This is a genomic window from Mycobacterium conspicuum, assembly GCF_010730195.1.
GTDB classification, from domain to species: domain Bacteria; phylum Actinomycetota; class Actinomycetes; order Mycobacteriales; family Mycobacteriaceae; genus Mycobacterium; species Mycobacterium conspicuum.
In genome coordinates, this window is record NZ_AP022613.1 from 5,859,533 (window position 1) to 5,883,103 (window position 23,571).

At 66.7% G+C, this 23,571-nt stretch carries 25 protein-coding genes; 11 read left to right on the top strand and 14 right to left on the bottom strand.

Annotated features, from left to right (window positions below; translation table 11 throughout):
- Positions 1–34 precede the first annotated feature (34 nt).
- Positions 35–1,684 (top strand): MFS transporter, encoded by a 1,650-nt coding sequence (locus tag G6N66_RS26980; protein ID WP_232079425.1) that lies wholly within the window; start codon positions 35–37, stop codon positions 1,682–1,684.
- 85 nt (positions 1,685–1,769) lie between these two features.
- Here G6N66_RS26980 and G6N66_RS26985 read toward each other — a convergent pair whose 3' ends face one another.
- From G6N66_RS26985 to G6N66_RS26995, 3 genes are all read right to left on the bottom strand, one after another.
- Positions 1,770–2,981, bottom strand: coding sequence for a thiolase family protein (locus G6N66_RS26985; RefSeq protein WP_085233914.1), 1,212 nt, complete (start codon positions 2,979–2,981; stop codon positions 1,770–1,772).
- A 25-nt stretch (positions 2,982–3,006) separates the two neighbouring features.
- Positions 3,007–3,405 (bottom strand): Zn-ribbon domain-containing OB-fold protein, encoded by a 399-nt coding sequence (locus G6N66_RS26990; protein WP_085233915.1) that lies wholly within the window; start codon positions 3,403–3,405, stop codon positions 3,007–3,009.
- A gap of 206 nt (positions 3,406–3,611) precedes the next feature.
- On the bottom strand, positions 3,612–3,878 hold the full coding sequence (locus tag G6N66_RS26995) for a YdeI/OmpD-associated family protein (RefSeq protein WP_085233916.1): 267 nt from the start codon (positions 3,876–3,878) through the stop codon (positions 3,612–3,614).
- Between the two features lie 28 nt (positions 3,879–3,906).
- On the opposite strand from G6N66_RS26995, the gene G6N66_RS27000 reads away from it, so the two are divergent.
- A complete protein-coding gene (locus G6N66_RS27000; RefSeq protein ID WP_232079426.1) occupies positions 3,907–4,968 on the top strand; it encodes a ketopantoate reductase family protein in 1,062 nt (353 codons plus the stop codon).
- Positions 4,965–5,681, top strand: a complete 717-nt coding sequence (locus G6N66_RS27005; RefSeq protein ID WP_085233917.1) for an NUDIX hydrolase — start codon at positions 4,965–4,967, stop codon at positions 5,679–5,681. The genes G6N66_RS27000 and G6N66_RS27005 overlap by 4 nt, the downstream gene beginning before the upstream one ends.
- 11 nt (positions 5,682–5,692) lie before the next feature.
- Here G6N66_RS27005 and G6N66_RS27010 read toward each other — a convergent pair whose 3' ends face one another.
- Positions 5,693–5,938: a hypothetical protein gene (locus G6N66_RS27010; protein ID WP_085233918.1), complete on the bottom strand. Its 246-nt coding sequence runs from the start codon at positions 5,936–5,938 to the stop codon at positions 5,693–5,695.
- A 242-nt stretch (positions 5,939–6,180) separates the two neighbouring features.
- Between G6N66_RS27010 and G6N66_RS27015 the strand changes: the two genes are divergently transcribed.
- Positions 6,181–9,093, top strand: coding sequence for an aminotransferase class I/II-fold pyridoxal phosphate-dependent enzyme (locus tag G6N66_RS27015; protein ID WP_085233919.1), 2,913 nt, complete (start codon positions 6,181–6,183; stop codon positions 9,091–9,093).
- 2 nt (positions 9,094–9,095) lie between these two features.
- Here the strand turns inward: G6N66_RS27015 and G6N66_RS27020 are convergent, their stop codons facing one another.
- On the bottom strand, positions 9,096–9,713 hold the full coding sequence (locus G6N66_RS27020) for a TIGR03085 family metal-binding protein (RefSeq protein ID WP_085233920.1): 618 nt from the start codon (positions 9,711–9,713) through the stop codon (positions 9,096–9,098).
- Between the two features lie 97 nt (positions 9,714–9,810).
- Here G6N66_RS27020 and G6N66_RS27025 point away from each other — a divergent pair, with 97 nt between their 5' ends.
- A complete protein-coding gene (locus G6N66_RS27025; protein ID WP_085233921.1) occupies positions 9,811–10,734 on the top strand; it encodes a class I SAM-dependent methyltransferase in 924 nt (307 codons plus the stop codon).
- On the opposite strand, the gene G6N66_RS27030 is transcribed toward G6N66_RS27025, so the two are convergent.
- The 5 genes from G6N66_RS27030 to G6N66_RS27050 are packed head-to-tail and all read right to left on the bottom strand — an operon-like array spanning position 10,710 to position 14,453.
- The gene (locus G6N66_RS27030) at positions 10,710–11,447 is read right to left on the bottom strand and encodes a pyrimidine reductase family protein (RefSeq protein WP_232079427.1); all 738 of its coding nucleotides are present in this window, start codon (positions 11,445–11,447) and stop codon (positions 10,710–10,712) included. The two genes, G6N66_RS27025 and G6N66_RS27030, sit on opposite strands and share 25 nt — an antisense overlap.
- Positions 11,448–11,455: 8 nt before the next feature.
- Entirely contained in the window at positions 11,456–11,896 is a 441-nt protein-coding gene (locus G6N66_RS27035; protein WP_085233923.1) for a flavin reductase family protein, read from the bottom strand.
- 56 nt (positions 11,897–11,952) lie between these two features.
- A complete protein-coding gene (locus tag G6N66_RS27040; protein ID WP_169721524.1) occupies positions 11,953–12,909 on the bottom strand; it encodes a DMT family transporter in 957 nt (318 codons plus the stop codon).
- A gap of 44 nt (positions 12,910–12,953) precedes the next feature.
- Entirely contained in the window at positions 12,954–13,877 is a 924-nt protein-coding gene (locus G6N66_RS27045; protein ID WP_085233924.1) for a TIGR03619 family F420-dependent LLM class oxidoreductase, read from the bottom strand.
- A gap of 9 nt (positions 13,878–13,886) precedes the next feature.
- The gene (locus G6N66_RS27050) at positions 13,887–14,453 is read right to left on the bottom strand and encodes a PadR family transcriptional regulator (RefSeq protein WP_085233925.1); all 567 of its coding nucleotides are present in this window, start codon (positions 14,451–14,453) and stop codon (positions 13,887–13,889) included.
- Between the two features lie 112 nt (positions 14,454–14,565).
- Between G6N66_RS27050 and G6N66_RS27055 the strand changes: the two genes are divergently transcribed.
- Positions 14,566–14,988 (top strand): nuclear transport factor 2 family protein, encoded by a 423-nt coding sequence (locus G6N66_RS27055; protein WP_085233926.1) that lies wholly within the window; start codon positions 14,566–14,568, stop codon positions 14,986–14,988.
- Between the two features lie 11 nt (positions 14,989–14,999).
- Positions 15,000–16,037: an LLM class F420-dependent oxidoreductase gene (locus tag G6N66_RS27060; protein WP_085233927.1), complete on the top strand. Its 1,038-nt coding sequence runs from the start codon at positions 15,000–15,002 to the stop codon at positions 16,035–16,037.
- Positions 16,038–16,057: 20 nt separating this feature from the next.
- Here G6N66_RS27060 and G6N66_RS27065 read toward each other — a convergent pair whose 3' ends face one another.
- Positions 16,058–16,576 (bottom strand): nuclear transport factor 2 family protein, encoded by a 519-nt coding sequence (locus G6N66_RS27065; RefSeq protein ID WP_085233928.1) that lies wholly within the window; start codon positions 16,574–16,576, stop codon positions 16,058–16,060.
- A 98-nt stretch (positions 16,577–16,674) separates the two neighbouring features.
- On the opposite strand from G6N66_RS27065, the gene G6N66_RS27070 reads away from it, so the two are divergent.
- The gene (locus G6N66_RS27070) at positions 16,675–16,995 is read left to right on the top strand and encodes an STAS domain-containing protein (protein ID WP_085233929.1); all 321 of its coding nucleotides are present in this window, start codon (positions 16,675–16,677) and stop codon (positions 16,993–16,995) included.
- Positions 16,996–17,075: 80 nt separating this feature from the next.
- Here the strand turns inward: G6N66_RS27070 and G6N66_RS27075 are convergent, their stop codons facing one another.
- A complete protein-coding gene (locus G6N66_RS27075; protein WP_085233930.1) occupies positions 17,076–17,480 on the bottom strand; it encodes a SecDF P1 head subdomain-containing protein in 405 nt (134 codons plus the stop codon).
- A 203-nt stretch (positions 17,481–17,683) separates the two neighbouring features.
- Here G6N66_RS27075 and G6N66_RS27080 point away from each other — a divergent pair, with 203 nt between their 5' ends.
- Entirely contained in the window at positions 17,684–19,084 is a 1,401-nt protein-coding gene (locus G6N66_RS27080) for a xylulokinase (protein WP_085234082.1), read from the top strand.
- 9 nt (positions 19,085–19,093) lie between these two features.
- On the opposite strand, the gene G6N66_RS27085 is transcribed toward G6N66_RS27080, so the two are convergent.
- A complete protein-coding gene (locus G6N66_RS27085; RefSeq protein ID WP_085233931.1) occupies positions 19,094–20,098 on the bottom strand; it encodes a LacI family DNA-binding transcriptional regulator in 1,005 nt (334 codons plus the stop codon).
- A 161-nt stretch (positions 20,099–20,259) separates the two neighbouring features.
- Here G6N66_RS27085 and G6N66_RS27090 point away from each other — a divergent pair, with 161 nt between their 5' ends.
- On the top strand, positions 20,260–21,201 hold the full coding sequence (locus G6N66_RS27090; protein ID WP_085233932.1) for an alpha/beta hydrolase: 942 nt from the start codon (positions 20,260–20,262) through the stop codon (positions 21,199–21,201).
- Positions 21,202–21,236: 35 nt separating this feature from the next.
- On the opposite strand, the gene G6N66_RS27095 is transcribed toward G6N66_RS27090, so the two are convergent.
- A complete protein-coding gene (locus G6N66_RS27095; RefSeq protein WP_085233933.1) occupies positions 21,237–21,914 on the bottom strand; it encodes an SDR family oxidoreductase in 678 nt (225 codons plus the stop codon).
- A 98-nt stretch (positions 21,915–22,012) separates the two neighbouring features.
- Between G6N66_RS27095 and G6N66_RS27100 the strand changes: the two genes are divergently transcribed.
- Positions 22,013–23,524 carry an adenylate/guanylate cyclase domain-containing protein gene (locus G6N66_RS27100; protein ID WP_085233934.1) on the top strand — a complete coding sequence of 504 codons (1,512 nt, stop codon included), beginning with the start codon at positions 22,013–22,015 and terminating at the stop codon, positions 23,522–23,524.
- The last annotated feature ends 47 nt before the right edge of the window (positions 23,525–23,571 follow it).

Below are 23,571 nucleotides of genomic sequence, written 5' to 3' on the forward strand. Positions count from 1 at the left end.
CGCGGTGGCCCGGGTTTCGGGGGATGCTCATCTCGTGACCCTGGACCAGGAGGAGCGCGCCGAGGCGGAGATACCGTCGGTGTGGGCGCCGATTCGCAGCCGCGTGTACCGCAACCTGTTCATCGCGCAACTCGCGTCCAACATCGGTTCGTGGATGCAAAGCGTGGCGGCCCAATGGTTCCTGGTCGAGAAGCACAGCAGCGACGTCGTGATCGCCTTGGTCCAGACGGCAAGCCTCGCCCCGACGCTGTTGTTGGGGCTGTTCGCCGGCGCGCTTGCCGACATATTCGACCGGCGGCGCCTGCTGATCGTGCTGCAAACGTATGCCGTGGTGGTGGCGATGGCCCTCGCGGCGCTGACCTACCTCGGCCGCGTCGGTCCGACCGAACTGTTGCTGTTCACCGTCGCCATCGGCTGCGCCTCGGCACTGACCGGACCGGCCTGGCAGGCGATTCAGCCCGAGACCGTGCCGCGCGAGCAGATACCCGCCGCTTCGGCGTTGGGCAGCGTCTCGGGCAATGCCGCCCGCGCCATCGGACCGGCAATCGGCGGCGTCGTTGTGGCGTTGGCCGGGCCGGCCGCGGTGTTCGCGATCAACGCGGTGTCGTTCGCTGGCATCATCTTTGCCCTGCTGGCATGGAAACGACCGGTCCAACCGGCGCCGCTCGAGCGAGAGCGCTTTGGCAACGCGATCGTCTCCGGGCTGCAGTTCGTTGGCAACAGTCCGATCTTCCGCAGGATCCTCACGCGCGCAGCGCTTTTCCTGTTTCCCGCATCGGCGCTGCTGGCTTTGCTACCCGTGGCCGCCGCCCACCGGTGGCACCTGGGATCCGCCGGCTACGGGGTGGCGTTGGCGGCCATCGGTTGCGGCGCCGTGCTCGCTGTCGTCTTCGCCACACCGCTTCATCGCAGAGCGTCGGACAACGTGCTGTTGGCCGCGTCCGCCGCCGTGTCCGGTCTTGCGCCGTTGGCGGTCGTCTGGCTGCCGTTCGGTGCGGCGATACCGTTCCTGGTGTTGTCCGGGATGGCCTGGCTGATGTCGCTGACGACGCTGAATGCCGCGGCGCAGCTATCGTTGCCGAGTTGGGTTCGGGCCCGAGGGCTGGCGGCGTATCTGTTGGTCGCCACGGGATCGCAGGCGATCGGCTCCTACGTTTGGGGGGCCCTTGCGACCCGGGAGGGGTTGCCCGTCGCGATGATCGGGTCGGCGGTGGTGCTGGGGGTCGTCGCGCTCAGCACCCCGGTGCTGGGGCTGCGGCCGTGCACTGGGACGTTGAGCCTCGATGTTTCGACCGCCTGGCCAACGCCGACAGTCACTTTCGAGCCTTGCCCCCAGGACGGACCGGTGCTGGTCACCGTCCACTACCGCGTTCCGGCCGAAAGCTTGGACGACTTCACCGAGGCGATGAGGGCGGTCAGGCAGGCGCGGCTGCGGACGGGCGGCCACAGCTGGCGGCTGTATCACAGTGTGGGACGGCCGGATACGTTCCTCGAGAGGTTCACCGTCGCGTCGTGGACCGACTTCGAGCGCCAGCGAACCGAGCGGTGGCTGGAGTATGACCACGACGCTGTCGCGAGGGCGCGCAGCTTCACCGTCGACGACGAGCGGGTGCAGGAATACTACCTAGCCTTACGCATGCGCCGGCCGCGCACAACGAAACGCATGGCAGGACACCAACATTGAGTGTGCTGCTAGGACGGGCGACACGCCGGGCTCGGCCGCCACAGGCGCACACTCAAATCCCTGTGCGCGCGCTAATCGAGGCCCGCTAGACCGCTGACTTCTCCAGGATGTGCACGCCGCAGGCAGAACCCAAGCCAATGACATGGGCCAGCCCCACCTTCGCGTTCTCGATCTGGCGATCGCCCGCCTCGCCGCGAAGGTGATGGCAGATCTCCCAGATGTTGGCGATGCCGGTGGCCGCGATCGGGTGGCCCTTGGACTGCAGCCCGCCGGACACGTTGACCGGAGTCGACCCGTCGCGCCAGGACGCACCCGAGTTGAAGAAGTCGGCGGCGCCGCCCTCCTCGCACAGCATCAGGTTGTCGTAGTGCACCAGCTCGGCGGTGGCGAAGCAATCGTGCAGCTCGACCAGGTCGAGGTCGCTCGGCCCGACGCCGGCCTGCTCGTAGGCGGTCGCGGCGGCGTTGCGCGTCAGGGTGTTGACGTTCGGCAGCACCTGGCAGCCGTCCTCCCAGGGGTCGGTGGTCAGCACCGAAGCCGACACCTTCACCGCGCGCCGCTGCTGCTCGAGCGACAGCGACTTCAGCGTCTCGCCGTTGCACACCACCGCGGCCGCGGCACCGTCGCAGTTGGCCGAGCACATCGGCCGGGTGTTCGGATAGGCGATCATGACGTCGCCCATGATCTGCTCGAGTGTGAACCTCTTCTGATAGGCCGCCAGCGGATTCAACGTCGAGTGGGCGTGGTTCTTCTCGCTGATCTTGGCGAACAACTCGAAGCTCGTGCCGCCGTACTTATGGCCGTACTCGGTGCCGATCTGGGCGAACACCCCGGGCATGGCCTCGGTGCCGATGCGGCCGTCGATCCCCGCGACGGCACCGTAGCGGCCCTTCGGCGCCCAGACCTCGGCGTCGGCCTTCTTGCTGCCGCCCGCACCGAGCAGCCCTGCGCCGGAGAGCTTTTCGACGCCGACGGCCAACCCGTACTTCACCTCGCCCGCCTTGACGGCCATGATGGCGGTCCGCAGCGCCGTCGCCCCGGTGGCGCAGGCGTTGGCCACGTTGTACACCGGGATGCCGGTCTGGCCGATCTGCTTTTGCAGCTGCTGCCCGATCCCGGCGTTGGCCGCCATCAGGTTCCCGGCCGCGATGACGCCGATGTCGGCCATGGTCACGCCGGCGTCGGAGAGCGCGCCGGTCGCGGCCTCGGCCGCCAGGTCCACGGTGTCCTTGTCCGGGTGCTTGCCGAATTTGGTCATCCGGATCCCGAGAATCCAAATGTCGTCGCGGGCGCTCATCGTCGCTGCTCCTTCGTGTGGTCGGTCAGTTGGCGGGCTCGAAGCCGAAGCCGATCGCCTCGGTGCCCTCGGAATCGGTGCCGATCGGGTAGGTGGCGAGCCGCACCTTCATGCCGTCACGGATCTGTGCGGGATCGGGCTCGACGTTGACGAGGTTGGCGCGCACCCGGGTGCCGTCGCAGTCGACCACGGACGCGACGAACGGGACGGGGATCCCCGGCGCGGCGAAGGTGACGATGGTGAACGCGCGCACGGTGCCCTCGGTCGCCACCGGCACGGTCTTGAATTCGGTCGCGAAGCAGCCGGCGCACGCGTTGCGCCGGTCGAAATATCGGGCGCCGCAGCTGGTGCATTCCTGCGCGATCAGGTGGGGTGCGCCGTCGTCGAGCACCAGATAGTCGACCAATGGGATCTGCCCAGCCATAAAAACCTCCACCACGTCGGCTTACCGCACCAATACCGTCAACCTACTTGCCCAGATTTGACCATCATGAACCGGTGGTATGGCGGGCGCCAGACCGGGCTTCGGGCCGCTGCCCTCCGGCCGGTGCGGAGCTTTGCGGAGGCGAATGGAAAGAGGCGACCTGCTGCCCGTTAGCTTCGATGAATATCGTTGTCGGACAAAGAAAATCACCTGCCGGTGCGCTCGCGGTGCTTGCAGCCGGGCCAGCAGCAGGGGCGGCGCAGGCCCTCTTCCAGCTCCTCTTGGGTGCGCCGAATCCGTCGCTGCCGGGTCGCCTCTTGTTTGGCATCCTCGACCCAGCAGATGAACTCGTTGCGCGCCAAGGGTGTGATGTCCTGCCACGCGGCCAGCGCCGTGGAGTTCGCCATCAGCGCCGTGCGCAGGTCCGCGGGCAGCTTGTGCACCACCCCACCGGGCACTTGCTTGGTGCTCACGCGGCCAGGTTAGCCCATGATGAATGGCGTGACTGAACACGACTACCGGTACGTCATCATCGGTGCCGGCGCCATCGGCGGCACCGTGGGCGGGGTGCTGACGCGGGCTGGCATTCCTGCGATATTGGTCGCGCGGGGTCAGCACGCTCAGGTTCTGACATCGGCAGGCATGACGCTAAGGACCCCGGACGGCACCTTTCACACGGCCGTCAGCGCGGCGTCGCGGCCCGCGGATGTGCGCCTGAGCCGTCGGGACGTTCTGGTCTTCGCGACCAAGACCCAGCAACTCGACGCCGCGCTGCAGGAGTGGGTCGATCAGCCGGTCCATGACCGAGACGGTGTGGTTGGGATGGCGGGCGAGTTGCTGCCGGCGATGACCGCACTCAATGGCGTTGCGGCCGAGGAGAAAGCGCTGCGCTATTTCTCGCGGGTCTTTGGTGTCTGCGTGTGGTTGCCCGCCGTACACCTCGAGCCCGGCGAGGTGATCGTGCGGTCCTGGCCGCTGGTCGGTCAGCTCCACATCGCACGCTGGCCGGCCTCGATCAGCAGCCCGGCCGACGCCGAGCTATTGGCTCGGCTCGCCGAGACGTGGACCGCCGCCGGAATCCACGTGCGCACGCCCGACGACGTCGTGCCCTGGAAGTACAACAAGCTGCTGAGCAACCTTGGCAACGCCGTGGGCGCCCTGACCGCGGACGACACCAGGGACGTGATCGCGGCGCTGCGCGAGGAAGGCGCGGATGTGCTGCGCCAGGCGGGAATTGACTACATCTCATTCGAGACATCCACGGCGGCGCGGGCCGAAGACGGCCCGACCATCCGTCCGATACCGGGATGGGATGCCGGGCAAAGCAATTCGACCTGGCAGTCGTTGAGCCGCAATACTGGCAACGTAGAGACCGACTTTTTCAACGGCGAGATCGTTCGGCTCGCCCACGAACACGGGACCACCGCGCCACGCAACGCCGCGATAGCGCGCGCGGCGCGGGCCGCGGTCCGCAGCGGCGCGGGGCCAACTCCCTACTCGGCTGCGGAGCTTGCGGAACTGCTGGGGATGAGCGCGGCTGGCGCCTCGGGCAGTCACGCATGACCATTCCCTACGACGAGGCGCTGCGCGAGCGGGTTCGCGGCCATCTAACCGGTCACGATCGCCGCGTCGTGACGGACCCGGCCAAGCGGCACGCCGCGGTCGCGGTGCTGCTGGTGGACTCCGAGGTCGGCGAGGACAGGGTGGATCCCGCGCCGGTGGACGACTGGATCGCCGGGCGGCCCATGGAATCGGGTCTGGACGGGCGGATGGTCGACGTCTCGGGAGGTGCGGCGTTCCTGCTGTGCCGGCGCGCATCCCACCTCAATTCGCATGCCGCACAGTGGGCGCTGCCCGGGGGGCGCTTGGACCCGGACGAGACCGTGATCGACGCCGCGCTACGGGAACTGGACGAGGAGGTCGGCATCCGGCTGCCAGATCACACCGTGCTGGGCCTGCTCGACGACTACCCGACACGCTCGGGATACGTCATCACACCGGTGGTGATCTGGGGCGGCGGACGGCTCGATCCGCGCCCGGCCCCCGACGAGGTGGTGGCGGTCTATCGGGTGGGACTGCACGAATTGCAACGCGACGATTCGCCACGGTTCATCACCATCCCGGAGAGCCCCCGTCCCGTCGTGCAAATTCCGTTGGGGAACGACCTCATTCACGCGCCGACGGGCGCGGTGCTGCTGCAGTTGCGGTGGCTGTGCCTGGAGGGCCGCCACGACCCCGTCGACGAGCTGGAACAGCCGGTGTTCGCCTGGGAGTAATCCCTCCGTGGTTATGAGCTGAGAACCAGGCGCCACGACCCGGCGGCGACGCGGTCCGGGACGCACCAGAAGTTAGTCCATTCCCCGGCCGTCGTGGCCTTGACCCCCGGGCCCGCCGCGATGCAGGCAGCGCGGTTCGGGTAGCTGCCTTCGGTCTGCAGGGTGGCGGCGTTGCTCACCCCGACACCGACGGTCATCAGTCCGGCGAACGCCAGCGCAGCGGCGGTGGCAACTCGGATCGCAAGCTTGGTTTTCATCTCGTCCTCCTGTAGTGATCAGGCCGTAGTCATTTGACTACACTTGTCATAAACCGAAGTGTAGTCAGACGACTACATCGAGCGCAAGGGCGAACTCGCCCCGTTACCCGGGGCCTGTTGACGCCGTCATGCGACGGACGCGCAGTGTTCGCTTTTCGGTCACCGACGCGCGCACTGGGTCTGCGAACCTTGGGCGACGCACCGGGGGCAGAGGAGTCCGCCGCGACTCGGAAGGGCTTGCGATGACCGAACATCTGCGCGCTTACAACAGTCTCTGGCAGGTCCGCAGTGACTCCTGGTGCCGACTAGAGGAAGCCGCCGACCGGCTGACCCGCCCGACCACCGCGGGAGCGTTGAAAGAGAAGTGCGTCAGTACTTGCCAGGAGTTGCTGGCTCGGCTGAGCACGCTGGAGCCCTATTGGGCCTTCCCCGGTTCGCCGCAATTCGCCCGCGTGCAAAGACTTTTCGCGGCCGGCAGCTATGACAAGTTCGCTCAGGCGGTGCTGCGGATCAACCGCGCACTGAGCACGGAGTCGTACCGCTCCGGCGACGTGGAAAACGCCGGCGCCGACGAGCTGGACATCTTTCCCGCCGATCCCCGCCAGCTCGAGCATCAACCGCCGACGCAGGGCGAGCGCCCATACTTCGAGGTACTCGTCGTCGAAAAGATGTCGGAGGCCCAGGAAGCGGCGCTGCGTAACGAGGTGCGCAAATGGCGGCGTCCCGATGACGAGTTCGTCTTCGAGCTCGTGGTGGTGTCCAGCGGCGACGAGGCACTGATCGCGGCGCGGCTCAACGTCAACCTGCAGGCGGTGGTGATCCGGCGCCGCTTCTCCCACCAATCGACGCGGGACCTGTCCGCGTTGTCGGAGTTCGTCGACAGCGACGTGTCGGACGAGCTCAACGATCACCAGTCACCCGAAGACCGCGCGCAGATCCTCGCGGTTTCCCTGGCGAAGCTGCGCCCCGAACTCGACCTCTACCTGATGACCGAAATCGAGGTCGAGGACATCGCCGGGCGGCTGGGCCAGTACTTCCGCCGGGTGTTTCATGCGCGGGAGGGCATGCTCGAGCTGCACCTGACGATCCTGCAGGGGGTGGCGGCGCGCTATCGCACCCCGTTCTTCAGCGCGCTCAAGCAGTACAGCCACCGGCCGACGGGTGTCTTTCACGCGCTGCCGATTTCGCAGGGCAAGTCGATCGTCAACTCGCACTGGATCAAGGACATGGTCGGCTTCTACGGCCTGGATGTGTTCATGGCCGAGACGTCGGCGACGTGCGGCGGCCTCGACTCGCTGCTCGAACCGACCGGGCCGTTGCGCGAAGCCCAACAGCTCGCGGCCCAAGCCTACGGATCACGTCACACGTACTTCGTCACCAACGGAACCTCGACGGCCAACAAGGTCGTGACGCAGGCGTTGGTGGCCCCCGGCGACATCGTGCTGTTGGACCGCAACTGCCACCAGTCGCACCACTACGGCATGATGCTCGCCGGCGCGAACGTCATCTACCTCGAGGCCTACCCGCTCAATGACTACTCGATGTACGGCGCGGTGCCGCTGCACGAGATCAAGTCAAAGCTGTTGGCGCTCAAGCGCGCCGGCAAGCTCGACCGGGTCAAGATGATGTCGCTGACCAACTGCACCTTCGACGGAGTCGTCTACGACGTGCAGCGGGTCATGGAGGAGTGCCTCGCCATCAAGCCCGACCTGGTATTCCTTTGGGACGAGGCGTGGTTCGCGTTCGCGCGTTTCCACCCCGTCTATCGGACCCGCACCGCGATGGCGTCAGCGCAGGCGTTGCGCGAGCGGCTGCAGGACTCCGGTTATAAGCGGCGCTATGAGGAAGCCCTGGTCGCCCAGGCCGCAGCCAGCGATGACGATCTGTTGCATCGCCGCCTGCTGCCCGACCCGGCACGGGCCCGGGTGCGGGTGTACGCCACCCAGTCGACACACAAGACGCTGACCGCCCTGCGGCAGGGGTCGATGATCCACGTCTACGACCAGGACTTCGACCAGAAGGTCGCCGAGCCGTTCCACGAGGCCTACATGGCCCACACCTCGACCTCGCCCAACTACCAGATCCTCGCGTCCCTGGATCTGGGCCGCCGGCAGGTGGCGCTGGAAGGCGTCGAATTGGTGCAGCGGCAGATCGAGAACGCGATGCAGCTGCGCGACGCCATCGACAACCACCCGTTGCTCAGCAAGTACATGAGGTGCCTGCGCACATCCGACCTGATTCCCGACCGGTTCCGGCCGTCGGCCATCGCCCAGCCGCTGCGTTCGGGCCTGCGCAACATGATCGCGGCCTGGGATCAGGACGAGTTCGTGCTCGATCCCTCCCGGATCACCCTGTTCATCGGGCCCACCGGCTACGACGGCGACACCTTCAAGCGCCAGCAATTGATGGACCGCTACGGAATTCAGATCAACAAGACTTCGCGCAACAGCGTGCTGTTCATGACCAACATCGGGACCACCCGCAGCTCGGTGGCGTTCCTGGTGGAAGTCCTGGTCAACATCGCGCGCGAGCTCGACCAAGACATCTCCGAGATGAGCCTCGGTGAACGCGAACACTTCGAGCGCGCCGTGTACCGGCTCACCGAAATGTCGTTGCCGCTGCCCGATTTCAGCGGCTTCCACCCCGCATTCATGGATCGCAACGGAAGCGAGCCGACACCCGAAGGTGATGTCCGCCGGGCCTTCTACCTGTCCTACGACGACGCCAATTGTGAATACCTCACCGGCGAGCAGATCGACGAACGACTCGACGCCGGGGTCGACATCGTGTCGGCGACCTACGTGACCCCCTATCCGCCCGGCTTCCCGGTGTTGGTGCCGGGCCAAGTGTTCAGCCGCGAAATACTTCAGTTCATGCGGGATCTCGATACACCCGAAATCCATGGCTATTTACCGAATTTCGGCTACCGCGTGTATACGGAAAAGGCGATCGAGACGGTCAGCGCGGCCGTCGGGTTGCCGGTTAACGGGAATGCACCCGAGCCGGACAAGGGCAAGGCGCCGAAAAGGAAGCTGGCGCGTCGCGGCGGGAATGGCGATGGCAACGTTCCCGAGGTCGGGCAGGATGAGTTGGTCGGCCAGCAACAGCCCGGCGATGCGGTCACCGTGCCACCGATGGGTAATGGCGGCAAGTAGAGCTAAAGGCCTTTCGGTGCGTCCCGGACCGCCTGCACTGTCGCGGCGTCGCCGCTGAATTCCACGCGGGCCTCGCGCCCGACGGCGAACAGCAGCAGTTCCTCGGGTGCGCCGGTCACCGTGACCGCCGGGCCCTTACCCGCTGTCAGCACCGTCTTGCCCTCCGGCGTCCGTAGGGCCAGCCGGGCGGGGACCTTCGCCAGCGTCATCCGGCCCATCAGGGGCAGGGTGCGGCGCAGCATGTTGGCTAGCCGCGGCTCGAGCTCGCGCGGCTGCCACCCCGGTTGCGCGCGGCGGATGTCCTCGTGATGGATGAACATCTCGGCGACGTTGACAATCGGGTCGAGCAATTTGAACGGTGAGTAGACCGGCGGGCCGGAGGCGATCTTGTCGACCAGCTCGTTCCACTCGGTCTGGGCCACCTCGTCCTGCACCTTGGCCGTGTGGCTGGCGAAGAACGGGATGAGGATGCCGGGCGCGGTATCAAGCCGGGACTCCCGGATCACCAAATGGGCGGCCAGGTCGCGGGTCTTCCAACCTTCGCATAGGGTGGGCGCTTCCGGCCCGACGCCGCGCAGGGTGTCGACGAGTGCGGCGCGTTCGCGTTGGGCAATAGACACCTGGTCTCCCTTCAGTTGGGTGAGCCGCGGGCGCTGACCCTCTCAGCGTAGAGCCGATAGGCTTGCCGGTGAGATCGGGATCGTTGGGAGGAATGAGTTGTCATCACCTAATTCGGCGCGCAGCGAGGGCGACAGCTGGGACCTGGCCTCCAGCGTGGGAGCGACGGCGACGATGGTGGCGGCTTCCCGAGCGCTGGCTTCTCGCGGCCCGGATGCGCTGATCGACGATCGGTTCGCCGAGCCGCTGGTGCGCGCGGTCGGACACCCCTTCTTCACCCGCATGCTGGACGGCGAAATCCCGCTCGACAATCAGGACCTGCCCACCACCGCCGAGCAACGACGCCAACAGATCGCGGTGCGCACCAGGTTTTTCGACGACTTCTTCCTCGACGCCACCGCCGCCGGTATCCGTCAAGCCGTCATCTTGGCCGCCGGGCTCGATGCGCGCGCTTACCGGCTGGCCTGGCCCGCGGGTGTGGTCGTGTTCGAGGTGGACCAGCCCGAGGTCATCGCGTTCAAGAGCACCACGCTGGCCCAACTCGGTGCCGAACCGACCGCCGAGCGGCGCGCCGTCGGCGTCGACCTGCGCGATGATTGGCCAACCGCGTTGCGCGACAACTACTTTGATACCGCGATACCCACCGCCTGGATCGCCGAAGGCCTACTGCCCTACTTGCCGCCGGAGGCCCAGGACCGGCTTCTGGACAACATCACCGCACTCAGCGCGCCGGGCAGCCGGTTGGCCACGGAGAACATCTCCGACATGAGCGTGTTCACCGACGAGCGCTTTCGCGCCATGCGCAGCGGGTGGCGCAAGCATGGATTGGACATCGATGTCGCCGAGTTGGTGTGGCTCGGTGAGCGCCAACAGGCCGCTGAGCACTTGTCGTCTGCCGGCTGGACGGTCACTCTGCAGACCACCGAGCAGGCGTATGCGGCCAATGGTTTCGCATTGCCAGATCACGAGGCAATCAGGGCCTTTCGCGGCGCGGTCAGCTACCTCACCGCCGAGCTCGGGTGACCGGCGCGGCCGTATTTCAGGAACAAATATCCCTGGTGGGTCAGCACGTGGTGCAGCGAAAGTTCCTGGGCGGCCGGAAGCTGCGGTAGGCCCGCCGATGTCGCGGATTGGCCCGTTCCGGCGAGTTTAGGTGCGATCGTCACGCACATTTCGTCGACGAGACCGCGTAACACGAGTTCATCGAGCAGCGTGGGCCCGCCTTCGCACAGCACGCGCCGCAGGCCGCGCGCTCTCAGGGCGGCAATGGTTGTCGCCACATCCACGCCGTTCTCGCCGGCGATCACCACGTCGGGAACCGCGCTGCCCTCGAACCGCAGGCCGGCAGCGGCCGCCGAACTCGTGATGACCATCGGGGGTTGTGAGGGCTCGGCGAACAGCGACGGGGGCAACTTGCCCGACTGCGACACCACCGCGATGGGCGGCGGTTCGTCAAGTGCCCAACGCTCCCACCGGTCGGAGCGCTGAGCGTCGGTCAACCGCACCGGGCCGTAATTCTCCGCGCGTGCTGTCCCGGCCCCGACGAGGACGACATCGGCATAACCGCGCAGCGCCAACAACAACTGATGGTCGAGGGAATCCGACAGCGGGCCCGCTCGGCCATGCAACGATGCGGCGCCGTCGACACTGAAGATCATGTTGGCGCGCACTCCGTCGGGAGGGTCGCGATAGAAACCCGCGAGTTCGGCGATGTCGTCCACCTCAAACGCTGGCATGCGGACGGTCATGCCTCGTGCCCCGGCTCTAGATCGGCGACATCGGCAAATGTGATCAGCTCGCCAACCGAATCCGGTGCGTCACCGGCGATCGGCTCCAAGATGTGACCGACATGGTCGCCAACGTCCATGCGCGCCAACGTTTTGCCGACGAACCAGGCGACGGCGTCATCGAGAATCGGCATGTCCTTCGGGCCGGCATGCCAGGCGCAGCGGCTGAACTTGTCAATGGTGTCGCCGGTCTCGCTGCCGAACAGGCGGGCCAACTCGCGATGCCGATGCGACAACACATGCACCGCGAGATGGTCTGCGTCCTGCGCGATTCGGTAAGTGTGGTTGCGCTTGGACAGGCCGATGAGGAATCGCGGGGGCCGGATGCTGGTCTGAGTTGCGAAGCCGACCAGGCACCCTGCCGGGATCCCCGCGGATTTGGTCGTCACCACGAACATCGGATAGTCCAGGAGTCCGACCAGTCGTTCGAAGGCTGCTGCCCCTTCTGAAGCCGTCACGACGGCGGTCGCTGCGAACCGACACCGGCAAATCGGGCGTCGGACTCGTGCCAATACCGTTGCGGCACCGCGGAATCCGCCCGTTCGCTCGCTTGGCTGCGGGCCAGTGCAACAGTGGCCGCCAGCATCGCCCAGATTGCCACCACCAGAACAATTGCCCCCGGGCCCCGCACCGCCACGTGTTCACCGAGCACCACTATCCCCAGCAGGACCGCCACCACCGGCTCGCCCACCAACATGATTGGTACCGACGCCTGTAGTGCTCCGGCGCGGAGCGCGGCGTTTTGCACCACCGTCACCCCCACCGCAAGTGCGACCAACAGGTAGGGCGCCGGGATGGCCAGCAGCCCATGCCATCCGCCGACGGCGAAACGATGCGTACAGATTTTCGTCAAGACCGCGATCATACCGAGCAACACCGCGACCGCGGCCGCCAGCAGCATGGCGCGGCTGCGGCCGATGGCGCGGCGCGCGGCGCCGACACAAACGATTAGCGGCGGCACGGTGATCAGGAATGCGAACGTCCATGCCGGTATCGGCGGGCGGTTGTGGCCCTCGCCGGGCTGCCCGACGAGCACGAACACCGCCAGTGCGGCGGTCAACAGCGCGGCCCAGCCCCATTGCGCCCGACTGACGCGCTGTCGGCGCACGTGCGCGCTCAACGGCAGAGCAAACAGCAACGACGACACCAGCAAAGGCTGGACCAGCAGCAACGAGCCGTGGGCCAGCGCGAGAACCTGAAATGCGTAGCCCCCGACGGTGGCGAGCATCCCGGCCCACCACGACGGTTCGCGAACCAACGTCGTCAGCAACGCTGCCGACTCGGCCCGGCCGGCCGGACCAGTTGGAACACTCTGGGCGGCTTGTTGCCGAACGACGATGCCCACCGCGGCACAAAGGGCAGCGAACAACCCGGAGAAGATCGCGACCGCGTGTACTGGCACCCACCCCATGTCGCAGGCCTATACCCGGTATCCCCCGGGGACTAACTCGGGGCTCACTCAGGCAGGTGAGGCTTGATCTCCTCGATCACCCACTGCGCGAACTCCAGGTAGGCGTCGAGGCCCGAGACCTTGGGCGTGGGCACGCTGGTATATGTCACACCCATTCCCGCGTATTCGTTGAGTCGGTCGATGATTTCCTGCGCACTCATTCCACTGCGTTGCTTAGGGTCGTCGATGCTGACATGCCCTTCGCCGACCCTGCCCATGCCCAACGGGTACATCACGTCGAACGGACGCCCGTCGTACGCCGGCTGTGACTTGATGGAATCCACCTTGGCGGGAAGCTCTTCCGGCTTGGTCAGAAACGGCCACCACCCTGAGCCGTACTTCGCCGCGCGCTTGAGCACGACGTCCGCGTCGCCGCCGATCCAAATCGGCAGATGCGGTCGCTGGACGGGTTTCGGCGCGAACGCGATGTCGTCGAACGACACGTACTTACCCTCGAAGCTTGGCGAGTCACTGGTCCACAGCTCGACAATCGCGGCAAGATACTCATCCGCCATCTGGCCCCGTTCACGAAACGGCACCCCGAGCGCCTTGAATTCCTCTGCGTCCCAACCCACTCCGAACGTCACGGTGAGACGCCCGCCGCTCATCCAGTCCGCTGTCGCCAGCGCTTTCGCCATCACGATCGGATGCTGCAGCGGCAAGATGGTCACGGACGAGTTGACCCGAATGCGTTCCGTCGCGCCGGCGACGAATGCCTGCCCGACCGTCGAGTGCAGGTAGTGCGGGCCCGACAACTCCAAATGGGAGTGCGGGACCACAAAGTGCTCGGGGATCGCGATCATGTCGTAGCCGAGTTCTTCGGCGCGCCTGGCGATCGCGGCCTGCTGGGGGCCGGTCACAGCGAATTCCCATCGCGCCGTGATGGCCGGGAGCTCGATGGTGTGCGGCAACGCGAACGCCAACTTCATGCCGTGAATTTACAGCGTGGCAGCGGGCAGCCGGGTCTCCAGGATCTTCAGTGCACGTTCTGCCCAACGAATGTTCTCTTCTTCGAACGCGATTCCTCGCAGCAGGGTCAGGTAGGGACCGATGCGGTCGGTTTCGGCCAGGTACTCCTCCTCGGTGCGACCGTCGAGCAGACGCGCCCGAAACCGTTCGTAGCGCTGCAATTTGGCCGTCGCCCAGTCCAGCCGTTCGACGATGAACGCCCGCACGGCCTGTGCGTCGCCGACATCGGCCGCCGAGACTTTGACCATCAGCTCATCGCGGATCACGCCGGGCCGGGGCGCCTTGGCGGTGAAGCGGTGAATCGCTTCGCGACCGGCCGGGGTCAGCGAATACATCCGCTTGTTGGGTCGCCGTTGTTGTTCCACGACGCGCGACTGGATGAGGCCCTGCTCGGCGAGCCGGTCCAGTTCGCGATAGAGCTGTTGCGGGGTCGCCATCCAGAAGTTCGCCACCGAGGCGTCGAAGCTTTTGGCCAGGTCGTAGCCGGAAGCCTCCGCTTCCAAGAGGGCGGCGAGCACCGCGTCACGCAGCGACATCGGCCGATAATACAACAATGCGATTATTCAATAAAGTGACTAATCGCACATGGACATATGCCGGCGCGCCCTTTAGCGTCGACCACGTTCACTCAACAACGCGAGGTCGTTCATGCACCCCTTTCGTAAGGCAGTCGAGGAACGCGACGAGGCGGCCGTCCAGGCGATGCTGGCCGACGACGTGGTGTTCACCAGCCCGGTGGCGTTTAAGCCCTACCCCGGCAAGCCGATCACCGCGGCGATCCTGCGTGGGGTGCTCCGCGTCTTCGAGGACTTTCACTACGTCCGAGAGATCGCCGACCCCAACGGCCGCGACCACGCACTCGTCTTCGAAACGACCGTGGCAGGCAAGAAGATCACCGGCTGCGACTTCCTGCACTTCAACGACGACGGTCTGATCGACGACTTCATGGTGATGGTGCGGCCGCTGTCCGGCGCGACGGCATTGTCCGAGGCCATGGCTGCCCAGTTCGACCGGATCCAGCAAGAGGCTGTCGAGCTGGCCGACCAGTTCACTTCGGCTCCGTCGGCGTAGGGTCGCCGAAGATGCGCATTGGGCTGGGCATCAACTACGCGGGCGGATTCAAAGAGGTCGCCGCCGAAGTGGCCGACCTCGAGCGCGCCGGACTGGACATTGTCTTTGTCCCCGAGGCGTATTCGTTCGACGCGGTGAGCGCGCTGGGCTACCTCGCCGCGGCCACCGAGAAAGTTCAGCTGGCCTCGGGAATCTTGCAGCTCTATACCCGCACGCCCACCCTGACCGCGATGACCGCCGCCGGTCTGGACCACGTCTCCGACGGGCGGTTCACCCTCGGCCTCGGCGCCTCCGGCCCACAGGTCATCGAGGGCTTCCACGGCGTGCCCTACGACGCTCCGATCGGCCGCACCCGCGAGGTGATCGAGATCTGCCGTCGGGTATGGCGCCGCGAGTATCTGGACTACCAGGGCAAGCACTACACCATCCCGTTGGCCGCCGACCAGGGCACCGGGCTGGGCAAATCCCTGAAACTGATCAATCAGCCTGTCCGGGAACGTATTCCGATACTGATAGCCGCGCTGGGACCCAAGAACGTCGAGCTGGTCGCCGAAATCGCCGAAGGTTGGCAACCGATCTTCTATCTGCCGGAGAAGGCACAGGACGTGTGGGGCAAGGCCCTGGCCGCCGGCCAAGCCAAGCGGGACCCCGCGCTGGGGGAGCTGGATGTGTACGCCGGCCCGGTGCTTGCCATCGGCGAAAACGTCGAATCGCTACGGGAATTCGTCAAGCCACACCTGGCCCTCTACATCGGGGGGATGGGTGCCAAGGGCAAGAACTTCTACCATGCCCTGGCCACCAAGTACGGCTACGGCCCGCAGGCGGACCGCATCCAAGAGCTCTACCTCGCCGGCGACAAGGACGGGGCGGCGAAGGTCGTGCCCGACGAACTCGCCCGCGACGTCAACCTGATCGGTACCCGCGAGTTCGTCAAGGAGCGCGTGGCGGCCTTTCGCGAGGCGGGGGTCACCACGTTGAACGTGGCACCCATCGCGGGCACGCCGGGGGAGCGGATCAAGCTGATCGAGACGCTACGCGAATTGCTCTGAGCGGCAACGCTCGTGCGGCCTCACCCGGTGGCCGCAAGAATCCCGACGCGCCCGGCGTCGGCCTCGCGCCGCAGCACCGAGGTGGTTAGGTCGAACTTCACGCCGGGGATCGCGTCATTGACGCGTGGATTGCCGGTCCACCAGGTGATGCGGCACACCCTGCGAACGATGCGCCAGCCACCGGGGGTGCGCACCAGCGCGTCGTCGTACCAGCCGGTGCCGTCCCAGAGCGGGTCGCCGCCGGCGGCTTTGCGCAGCAGGCGCCACCCACCGTTGCAGAAACTGACCGCGCGGTCCCCGTCGACGTGGACCACGTGGGTGGACATGGTGTGCTGGGTGGAGTCGAACGGAGCGTGGAACGCGGCGAAATCGTTCTTGAACGCCTCGCGGTCGGTCCAGTGCGAACTGGCGCCGTAGTCGGCATCCACATCCGTGGCGAAGATTCGGTCGAACAGCTCCCAGCGCTGGCTGTCGACCGCCAGCCCGTAGAGGTTCACCAGCTGCGTGATCGCGACGACGTCGCTGTCGGCGGTGTTCATAATCCTCCCAGGGTGGGTAATTGATCTCGAGACATTTAACTGCGTGGACTTTGCGTGCGTCCCCGGCACACCGTTCACCCGGACGCGAGGATCACGTGATGGCCACACCACTCAACTTGACAGCCGAGGTTGGTGACGACGGACGGACCCTGCTGACCGCGGCGGGGGAGATCGACCTCAGCAACATCGACGCGTTCACTGACGCACTCCAAGCCGCCAGCGCGGGCGCCCGCGGGCCAATGACCGTCGACCTCAGCGCGATTAAATACCTGGACAGCGCCGGCATCAACGCGCTTTTCGAGCATGCCGAACACGTTGAGGATCTACACTTGATCGTGCACCCCCTGCTGATTCGCGTCCTCACCATCAGCGGTCTCACCAAGATCGCGAACGTCGAAGCGGGGCCCGCGAAACCGTAGTCGCGCCAACGGAATTCGAGCGCATCGGTGGGCTCAATTCGTGAGAGACGCTGCCGTCAAGCACATTTGGCGCTAGGCGGTCACGACTGCAACGACTTGACGATGGCGTCGGCCTGCTGGGCGGTCTCGCCGTACGTCGATATTTCGAGCCGATTCGAGTTGACGGGCGACCGGATTTCGGGTGCGCCGATGACGAGGCCGTTGAGGACGAGCGCGGCTTGGGCACCCACGTTGGCGGAGGTGTAACTGGCGAAGGCCGCCTGGGAGGCTTGGTCCAACGTCACGACAACGCCGTATCCGGTGGCGTTTTGCCGTGCTTCGGCGTGCGTCGGGTGCAGCACCACCGCCTCGGGCCCAAGTGTGAAGGACTCGGTGCCGGCGGTGTCACAGGCGACGAGGGGATTGCCCGGCGCCGGCGCGGCGGAGGCCTGCTGGCACTGATGCGACCCCGGCGGTGCGGGGGCGAAGTTTTTGACCGTACGCACCGAGAGCGGGTGCAACTTGTGTGCGGGCGTCGTCGGTGCCGGTGTCGGTGGTGCAGGTACGTGTGTTTGGCAAGCTGCCAATCCCAAAGCCGCGCCGAGCAGAACCCTGAGAACCCGTTGGCGTGCAGCGCGGGTGTGTTCGGTGTCGGGCACAGTGCCGCTCAGTTTAGGTCGTTGATCCAGGGTGGGGGATCATGGGTGCCGTGACATTGGTCGCCGGCATCGACTCGTCGACGCAGTCATGCAAGGTGCTGGTATGCGATGCCGGCACGGGCGGGATCGTTCGCATGGGTCGCGCGGCACATCCAGACGGCACCGAAATCGATCCGGCCGCTTGGGAACTCGCGGCGCTCAGCGCGATCGCGGACGCCGGTGGGCTCGACGACGTGGCCGCGGTCTCGATCGCGGCCCAGCAGCACGGCATGGTGTGCCTCGATCGCGATGGCCATCCGGTGCGGCCGGCGCTGTTGTGGAATGACACCCGCTCGGCCGCGGCGGCGTCGGCGTTGGTGGCCGAGCTGGGCGGGCCGCACGCCTGGGCGGACGCCGTCGGCGTGGTACCGCTGGCGGCGATCACGGTGGCCAAGCTGCGCTGGCTGGCCGACCTCGAACCCGACCGCGCCGACCGCACGGCAGCGGTGTGTCTGCCCCACGACTTGCTGACCTGGCGACTACGCGGCGCCGGGAGCCTCACCGAACTCACCACTGACCGCAGCGACGCCAGCGGCACCGGCTATTACGACGCGGTAGCCAACGCCTACCGCCACGATCTGCTCGAGCTGGCGCTGCGCGGCAGGCGCCCGCTGTTGCCCTCGGTGCTGGCGCCCGGACAGGCCATCGCGGCGAGTGGTTCGACCGCGTTCGGGCCGGGCCTGGGCGACAACGCCGCGGCCGCCCTCGGGCTGTGCGCGGAGGAAGGCGATGTCATCGTCTCGGTGGGCACCTCGGGGGTGGTGTCGACGATCGCGAACACGCCGACCCACGATGACCGCGGGTTTGTCGCCGGATTCGCCGACGGCACCGGGCGATACTTGCCGCTGGTGTGCACCCTCAACGCGGCCAGGGTGCTCGACGCGGCCGCGCGCATGCTGCGCGTCGATCACGCCGAGCTGTCCCGGCTGGCGTTAGCGGCGCCGGTGGGTAGCGAAGGCCTGGTGTTGGTGCCCTACCTGGAAGGCGAGCGCACGCCCAACCGGCCCGACGGCACAGGGGCTCTGCACGGCCTGCGGGTGTCGAATTCGACGGCCGCCAACCTGGCGCGCGCGGCCGTCGAAGGCCTGCTCTGCGCGCTGGCAGACGGCATCGACCACCTGACCGCCCTCGGAGTGGATGCCCGCCGGGTCCTCATCATCGGCGGCGGCGCCCGATCGCGCGCCTTGCGCGAAATCGCGCCGACGGTCTTCGGCGTCCCGGTGCTGGCGCCCAGCCCGGCGGAATACGTGGCGCTCGGGGCGGCGCGGCAGGCCGCGTGGGTACTCGCGGGAGGCCCGCATCCGCCGCAATGGACCCCGGCCCAGGAGCACGCGGACGTATACGCCGGGCCGGCGCGGCCCGCTGTGCGTGAGCGCTATGCCCGGGTCCGCGACCTCACCGAAGGTGCCTAACCCGTCCGATCAGGTCGAGGCCCGCACGATCAGGCGGCCGATGTCCGTCGGCTGCGGAGACGGGGGCGCGGCATACCCCAACTCGGTGAGCAGAGCGGCGATGGCCACGTCGGCGACCGCGACGGGGTCGAACTCCACCGTGGTGAGTGCGGGAGAGCTCAGCGCTCCTGCGATCGGAGTGGCGTCGACGCCCATCACGGCGAGATCGTCCGGGCAGCGCAACCCCGCCTCGCGGATGCCGTTCAAGACCACACACGCGATCTCGTCGCTTTGCGCACACACCGCGGTGACACCGTCGCGCACCCAGTCGGTGACCACCTGCGCGGCGTTGTCCCCGGTCACCTCGGCAATGCGCACCGGCGGAAGATCACGCGCCTGCGCCGCGTCGGCGACCCCTTGCAGCCAGTAATCGCCCAGGGCATGCCACCGACCGGCCCCCGCATAGGCGAACGCGATGCATCGATGACCCCGCGAGACCAGGTGCGCGACGCGCAGCTCTCCAACCGAGAGATGCGGGGCGCCCAGAGCGGGCAGCGTCCCGATCTCGATGTGCGGTATCGACGCCGCCCGTGCCACCTCGAGAACATCCCTGCTGAGCGGAAAGAGGCTGGTGATCGCGACGGGGTCAAGATTCTTGATCGCGTCGATGACGTGCTGGTGGTCCTCGGTCTCGAAGAATTGCACCTGCAGCAATCCGACCCGCGCCAATTCCGTGGTCATCCGGCTGCCCGCCTGCATCGGCATGTCACCGACCGCCACCCGCGGCAGCACATACAACACCACGCCGCTGCGGCCGCGGGCGAGGTTGCGCGCGGCCAGATTGGGCCGGTATCCGAGCTGCTCAGCCGCGCGATAGACGGCCTCGCGAGTGCGTGGCGAGATCTTTCGTCCCGCCACCTCGTTGAGCACGTAACTGACCGTCGCCGTCGATACACCCACCAGCCGGGCCACGTCGGCGTTGGTGGGGCGGGCGAGCTTGTTCGTGCTCGACGCGCCTGGATCGGCTCCAGCCATGCCTCATGGTGACATGAATCGGTTTCGATATCCGTCGGTCGGGCGGGGCAGCGCTTCGCGAGCCCAACCGCACTGCGAAAATCGCGGTCGAAAATGGCGGCCCGGTTCGGCTCGCGGTCAGCTCTGGTCAGTGGCGCGATTGCTGGGCATGATGTGGTCCCATGACGACCTACGCGTTCGACCCCGAAATCGCCGAGATGGTCCCGCTCCTGCCGACCTGGCAGGGTGACGACCCGGCGCGAATGCGGACGGCGTTGGCGGAGATGATCGCGCAGCTGCCGGTGCCGGACACGACGGGGCTACACATCGAGGAGCGCCGCATTCCCGGCCGCGACGGCGATCCCGACGTGACGGTGCGTATCTACCGGCCCGAGCACCCGACGGCGCCCGCCGGGATTTACAGCGTTCATGGCGGCGGGTTCATCGCCGGTGACCTCGACACCGAGCACGCCTCCAACGTCACGCTCGCTCGCGAGCTCGGCGTCGTCGTGGTGTCGGTGGACTACCGGCTGGCGCCGGAGGCACCGTTCCCCGCGCCGCTGGAAGACGTCTACGCCGGCTTGGTCTGGATGGCGGCTCACGCGGGTGAGCTGGGCATCGATCCCGGGCGCATCGCGATCCACGGCATGAGCGCCGGCGGCGGTCTGTGCGCGGGGCTGGCGCTGCTGGCCCGTGACCGCGGTGGGCCGCACATCGCCTTTCAATTCCTGGCGGTGCCGGAGCTCGACGATCGGCTCACCAGCCCGAGCATGACCGCCTTTACCGACACCCCGCTGTGGAGTCGCCCCCGAGCCGTGTTCAGCTGGGACTGCTACCTCGGGCCGGGCCGCGCCGGCTCCGACGACGTGTCGGTCTACGCCGCGCCGGCCCGCGCGACCGATCTGGCGGGCCTACCACCCGCCTACGTTTCGGTGATGCAGTTCGACCCCCTGCGTGACGAGGGCGTCGCCTACGCGCTGGCCATGCTCGCCGCGGGTGTCAGCGTCGAATTGCATTTGTTCCCAGGCACTTTCCACGGCTCCTCCCTCATCCAAACCGCGGCGATCTCCCGGCGTGAGCAGGCCGAGGCGATCGCGGTACTGCGCCAAGCGCTGGCGTTGTAGGGCTGACACCGCTTCTCGTTGCTTCACATTGGGCGTTAGGACGTGCTGGATAACTGCGCCTTCACCGTGCGCGTCTGCTCGTCGGCGAGGACTTCCGGCAAACCGGCGAATAGGCCGTCGAGCGCGAGTTCGGCGACCACCGCAGGATCGGTCTTCTGGTCTGCTGGCGCGAAGGCGGCCATGTCGGTGTCCATGTAGCCGACGTGCACGGCAGTGACGTGGATGCCGCGAGGGGCCAGTTCCTGCCGAAGCGCGTCGGTCATGGCCCAGGCCGCTGCCTTGGCCGCGCCGTAGGCGCCGGAGCCGGGGAGGTGCAGCCAGGACAACACCGAGAGCATGTTGAGGATTGCACCTCCGCCATTGCCTTCAATGATCGGAACGAACGCGCGGATCGCGTTGAGTGTGCCGAAGTAGTGCGTGTCCATCTCGAGCCGGATGTCCTCTAGCGACCCGGACAGCAGTCCGGCGCGAGTAGAGCTACCGGCGTTGTTGATGAGCAAGGTCACGTCGCCGGCCTGATCGGCAGCGCGGCCCACCGAGGTCGGGTCGGTGATGTCGAGCTGGACGGCCTCGACGCCGGGGATGTCTATTGTGTCGGGGCGGCGTGCCGCGGCGTAGACCTTCGCCCCACGCTGGACAAGCTGGGTTGCGAAGTGCTTGCCCAAGCCACGGTTGGCGCCAGTAACCAGCGCGACGATCTGGTCGCTATTCATCGGGGACCCTTCAATTGTTTAGGAGCAACCGTAGCTAGCTTTTCGTGGGAGCGCAGAAGACGGCGAATCGCGGGTGGCCAGCGGTTTAGTGTCGCGCTATGGACCGCATCTTGCAGTGGGCATGGGATCGATACGGCGCGCGGTACTCATGGGTGATCTGCGCGATCGGATTCCCCATAGCGTTCCCGGTCTACCTAACTCTGTCGTTCATCATCGTGGCTTTCGAGAAGTCGGGTCGCTACGTCGAGTCGGCAGGTGTCACCGTTGGAGCGGTGCTGGTACTGGTGTACGCGCTGGTTCTTCCCGGCCTGGGCGCGTGGCGGCTTGTCGATCGTTGGGCTGCGGCCGGTGAGGGCGATCGGGCGAGCGTTCTAAAGGCCACTTACGTCTGGTCTCGTAAGCAGACGGCTCGAGCGTTAGGGGTCGTCGCGGTCGTGGCCGGCGTAATGGCGATCACTGTCGGTCTAATTGTCGGCGCGGACCTATCACGGCTTGGCCAGTATGCGATCTTAGGCGCCGCTTTCGGATCGGGCTCCCATTCGATCGGAGTGCACAGCTTGGTCGAGGCTTCCCTACGGCCGGTGCGGGTCGCGCTCGCTGGTGGCAAGGCGATTGGGGACTCCTTGCCGCGGTCTCGCCCTACGTTCGCCACTTGGACGAACCTGTCCATGCTCGGGGTCGTGCTTGCATTCGCCATCGCGGGCGCGATGCTCACGGCGGTATTCGCGCCCGCGCATCAGAGTCCCGCGCTTTGGGTGTTGATCGGACTCGGATTGACCGTGGGATTTGGTATGCCGATAACGGTTTTCGCCTCTTTCTCGCCCTCCTTGAAGCCAATTGAAGACCTTGCGCAAGGAACCGAACGTGTTGCGGCAGGCGATTACAGCCAGCGCCTGCCGGTGGTTCAAGACGACGACCTCGGCGCGCTCGCGGCGTCGTTCAACCGGATGCAGGCGGGATTGGCTGAGCGGCAACGACTTCAGGCCGCGTTCGGCACCTACGTCGACCCGGCCCTGGCCGCCCGGCTGCTGGAGCAGGGCGACGATGTGTTCACCGGCGAGCGCCGGGAGGTGACGGTGATGTTCATCGACATCCGCGACTTCACGCCGTTCGCCGAGGCCAACACCGCCGAGGACACGGTGGCGCGGCTGAACGCACTATTCGAGATCGTGGTGCCCGCCGTCGTCGACGCCGGGGGGCACGTCAACAAGTTCCTCGGCGACGGCGCGCTCGCGGTCTTCGGCGCACCCAACGATCTAGCGGATCACGCCGACGCCGCCGTGCGCGCCGCGGTGCTGATTCACCGCCTTGTCGCCGAGCGGTTCGGCGCCGACCTTCGCATCGGGATCGGGATCAACACCGGCGTGGTGATCGCGGGCACCATTGGCGGCGGCGGGAAGCTGGAGTTCACCCTGATCGGCGACGCGGTCAACGTCGCAGCCCGCGTCGAGCAACTCACCAAAACCACCGACGACGCGATCCTTCTCACCGGGCAGTGTGTCGATGCCCTCGCATCTCCGCCGCCGCAACTCGTCGACCGGGGATCGCATGTTCTGAAAGGAAAATCGGCCGCCGTGCAGGTCTTCGGCCTCGCTGAAGCGAGGTTTTAGTCAAGCCGATCTATACCGTTGTGCCGCGCGGCCGGCGACGAAATGAT

Bases quoted from the DNA above. Each gene is read 5' to 3' on its own strand.
- G6N66_RS26985 (WP_085233914.1), bottom strand. From the start codon at position 2,981: ATGAGCGCCCGCGACGACATTTGGATTCTCGGGATCCGGATGACCAAA.
- G6N66_RS26990 (WP_085233915.1), bottom strand. From the start codon at position 3,405: ATGGCTGGGCAGATCCCATTGGTCGACTATCTGGTGCTCGACGACGGC.
- G6N66_RS27005 (WP_085233917.1), top strand. From the start codon at position 4,965: ATGACCATTCCCTACGACGAGGCGCTGCGCGAGCGGGTTCGCGGCCAT.
- G6N66_RS27010 (WP_085233918.1), bottom strand. From the start codon at position 5,938: ATGAAAACCAAGCTTGCGATCCGAGTTGCCACCGCCGCTGCGCTGGCG.
- G6N66_RS27015 (WP_085233919.1), top strand. From the start codon at position 6,181: ATGACCGAACATCTGCGCGCTTACAACAGTCTCTGGCAGGTCCGCAGT.
- G6N66_RS27030 (WP_232079427.1), bottom strand. From the start codon at position 11,447: ATGCCAGCGTTTGAGGTGGACGACATCGCCGAACTCGCGGGTTTCTAT.
- G6N66_RS27035 (WP_085233923.1), bottom strand. From the start codon at position 11,896: ATGTTCGTGGTGACGACCAAATCCGCGGGGATCCCGGCAGGGTGCCTG.
- G6N66_RS27040 (WP_169721524.1), bottom strand. From the start codon at position 12,909: ATGGGGTGGGTGCCAGTACACGCGGTCGCGATCTTCTCCGGGTTGTTC.
- G6N66_RS27045 (WP_085233924.1), bottom strand. From the start codon at position 13,877: ATGAAGTTGGCGTTCGCGTTGCCGCACACCATCGAGCTCCCGGCCATC.
- G6N66_RS27050 (WP_085233925.1), bottom strand. From the start codon at position 14,453: ATGTCGCTGCGTGACGCGGTGCTCGCCGCCCTCTTGGAAGCGGAGGCT.
- G6N66_RS27055 (WP_085233926.1), top strand. From the start codon at position 14,566: ATGCACCCCTTTCGTAAGGCAGTCGAGGAACGCGACGAGGCGGCCGTC.
- G6N66_RS27060 (WP_085233927.1), top strand. From the start codon at position 15,000: ATGCGCATTGGGCTGGGCATCAACTACGCGGGCGGATTCAAAGAGGTC.
- G6N66_RS27065 (WP_085233928.1), bottom strand. From the start codon at position 16,576: ATGAACACCGCCGACAGCGACGTCGTCGCGATCACGCAGCTGGTGAAC.
- G6N66_RS27070 (WP_085233929.1), top strand. From the start codon at position 16,675: ATGGCCACACCACTCAACTTGACAGCCGAGGTTGGTGACGACGGACGG.
- G6N66_RS27085 (WP_085233931.1), bottom strand. From the start codon at position 20,098: ATGGCTGGAGCCGATCCAGGCGCGTCGAGCACGAACAAGCTCGCCCGC.
- G6N66_RS27090 (WP_085233932.1), top strand. From the start codon at position 20,260: ATGACGACCTACGCGTTCGACCCCGAAATCGCCGAGATGGTCCCGCTC.
- G6N66_RS27095 (WP_085233933.1), bottom strand. From the start codon at position 21,914: ATGAATAGCGACCAGATCGTCGCGCTGGTTACTGGCGCCAACCGTGGC.
- G6N66_RS27100 (WP_085233934.1), top strand. From the start codon at position 22,013: ATGGACCGCATCTTGCAGTGGGCATGGGATCGATACGGCGCGCGGTAC.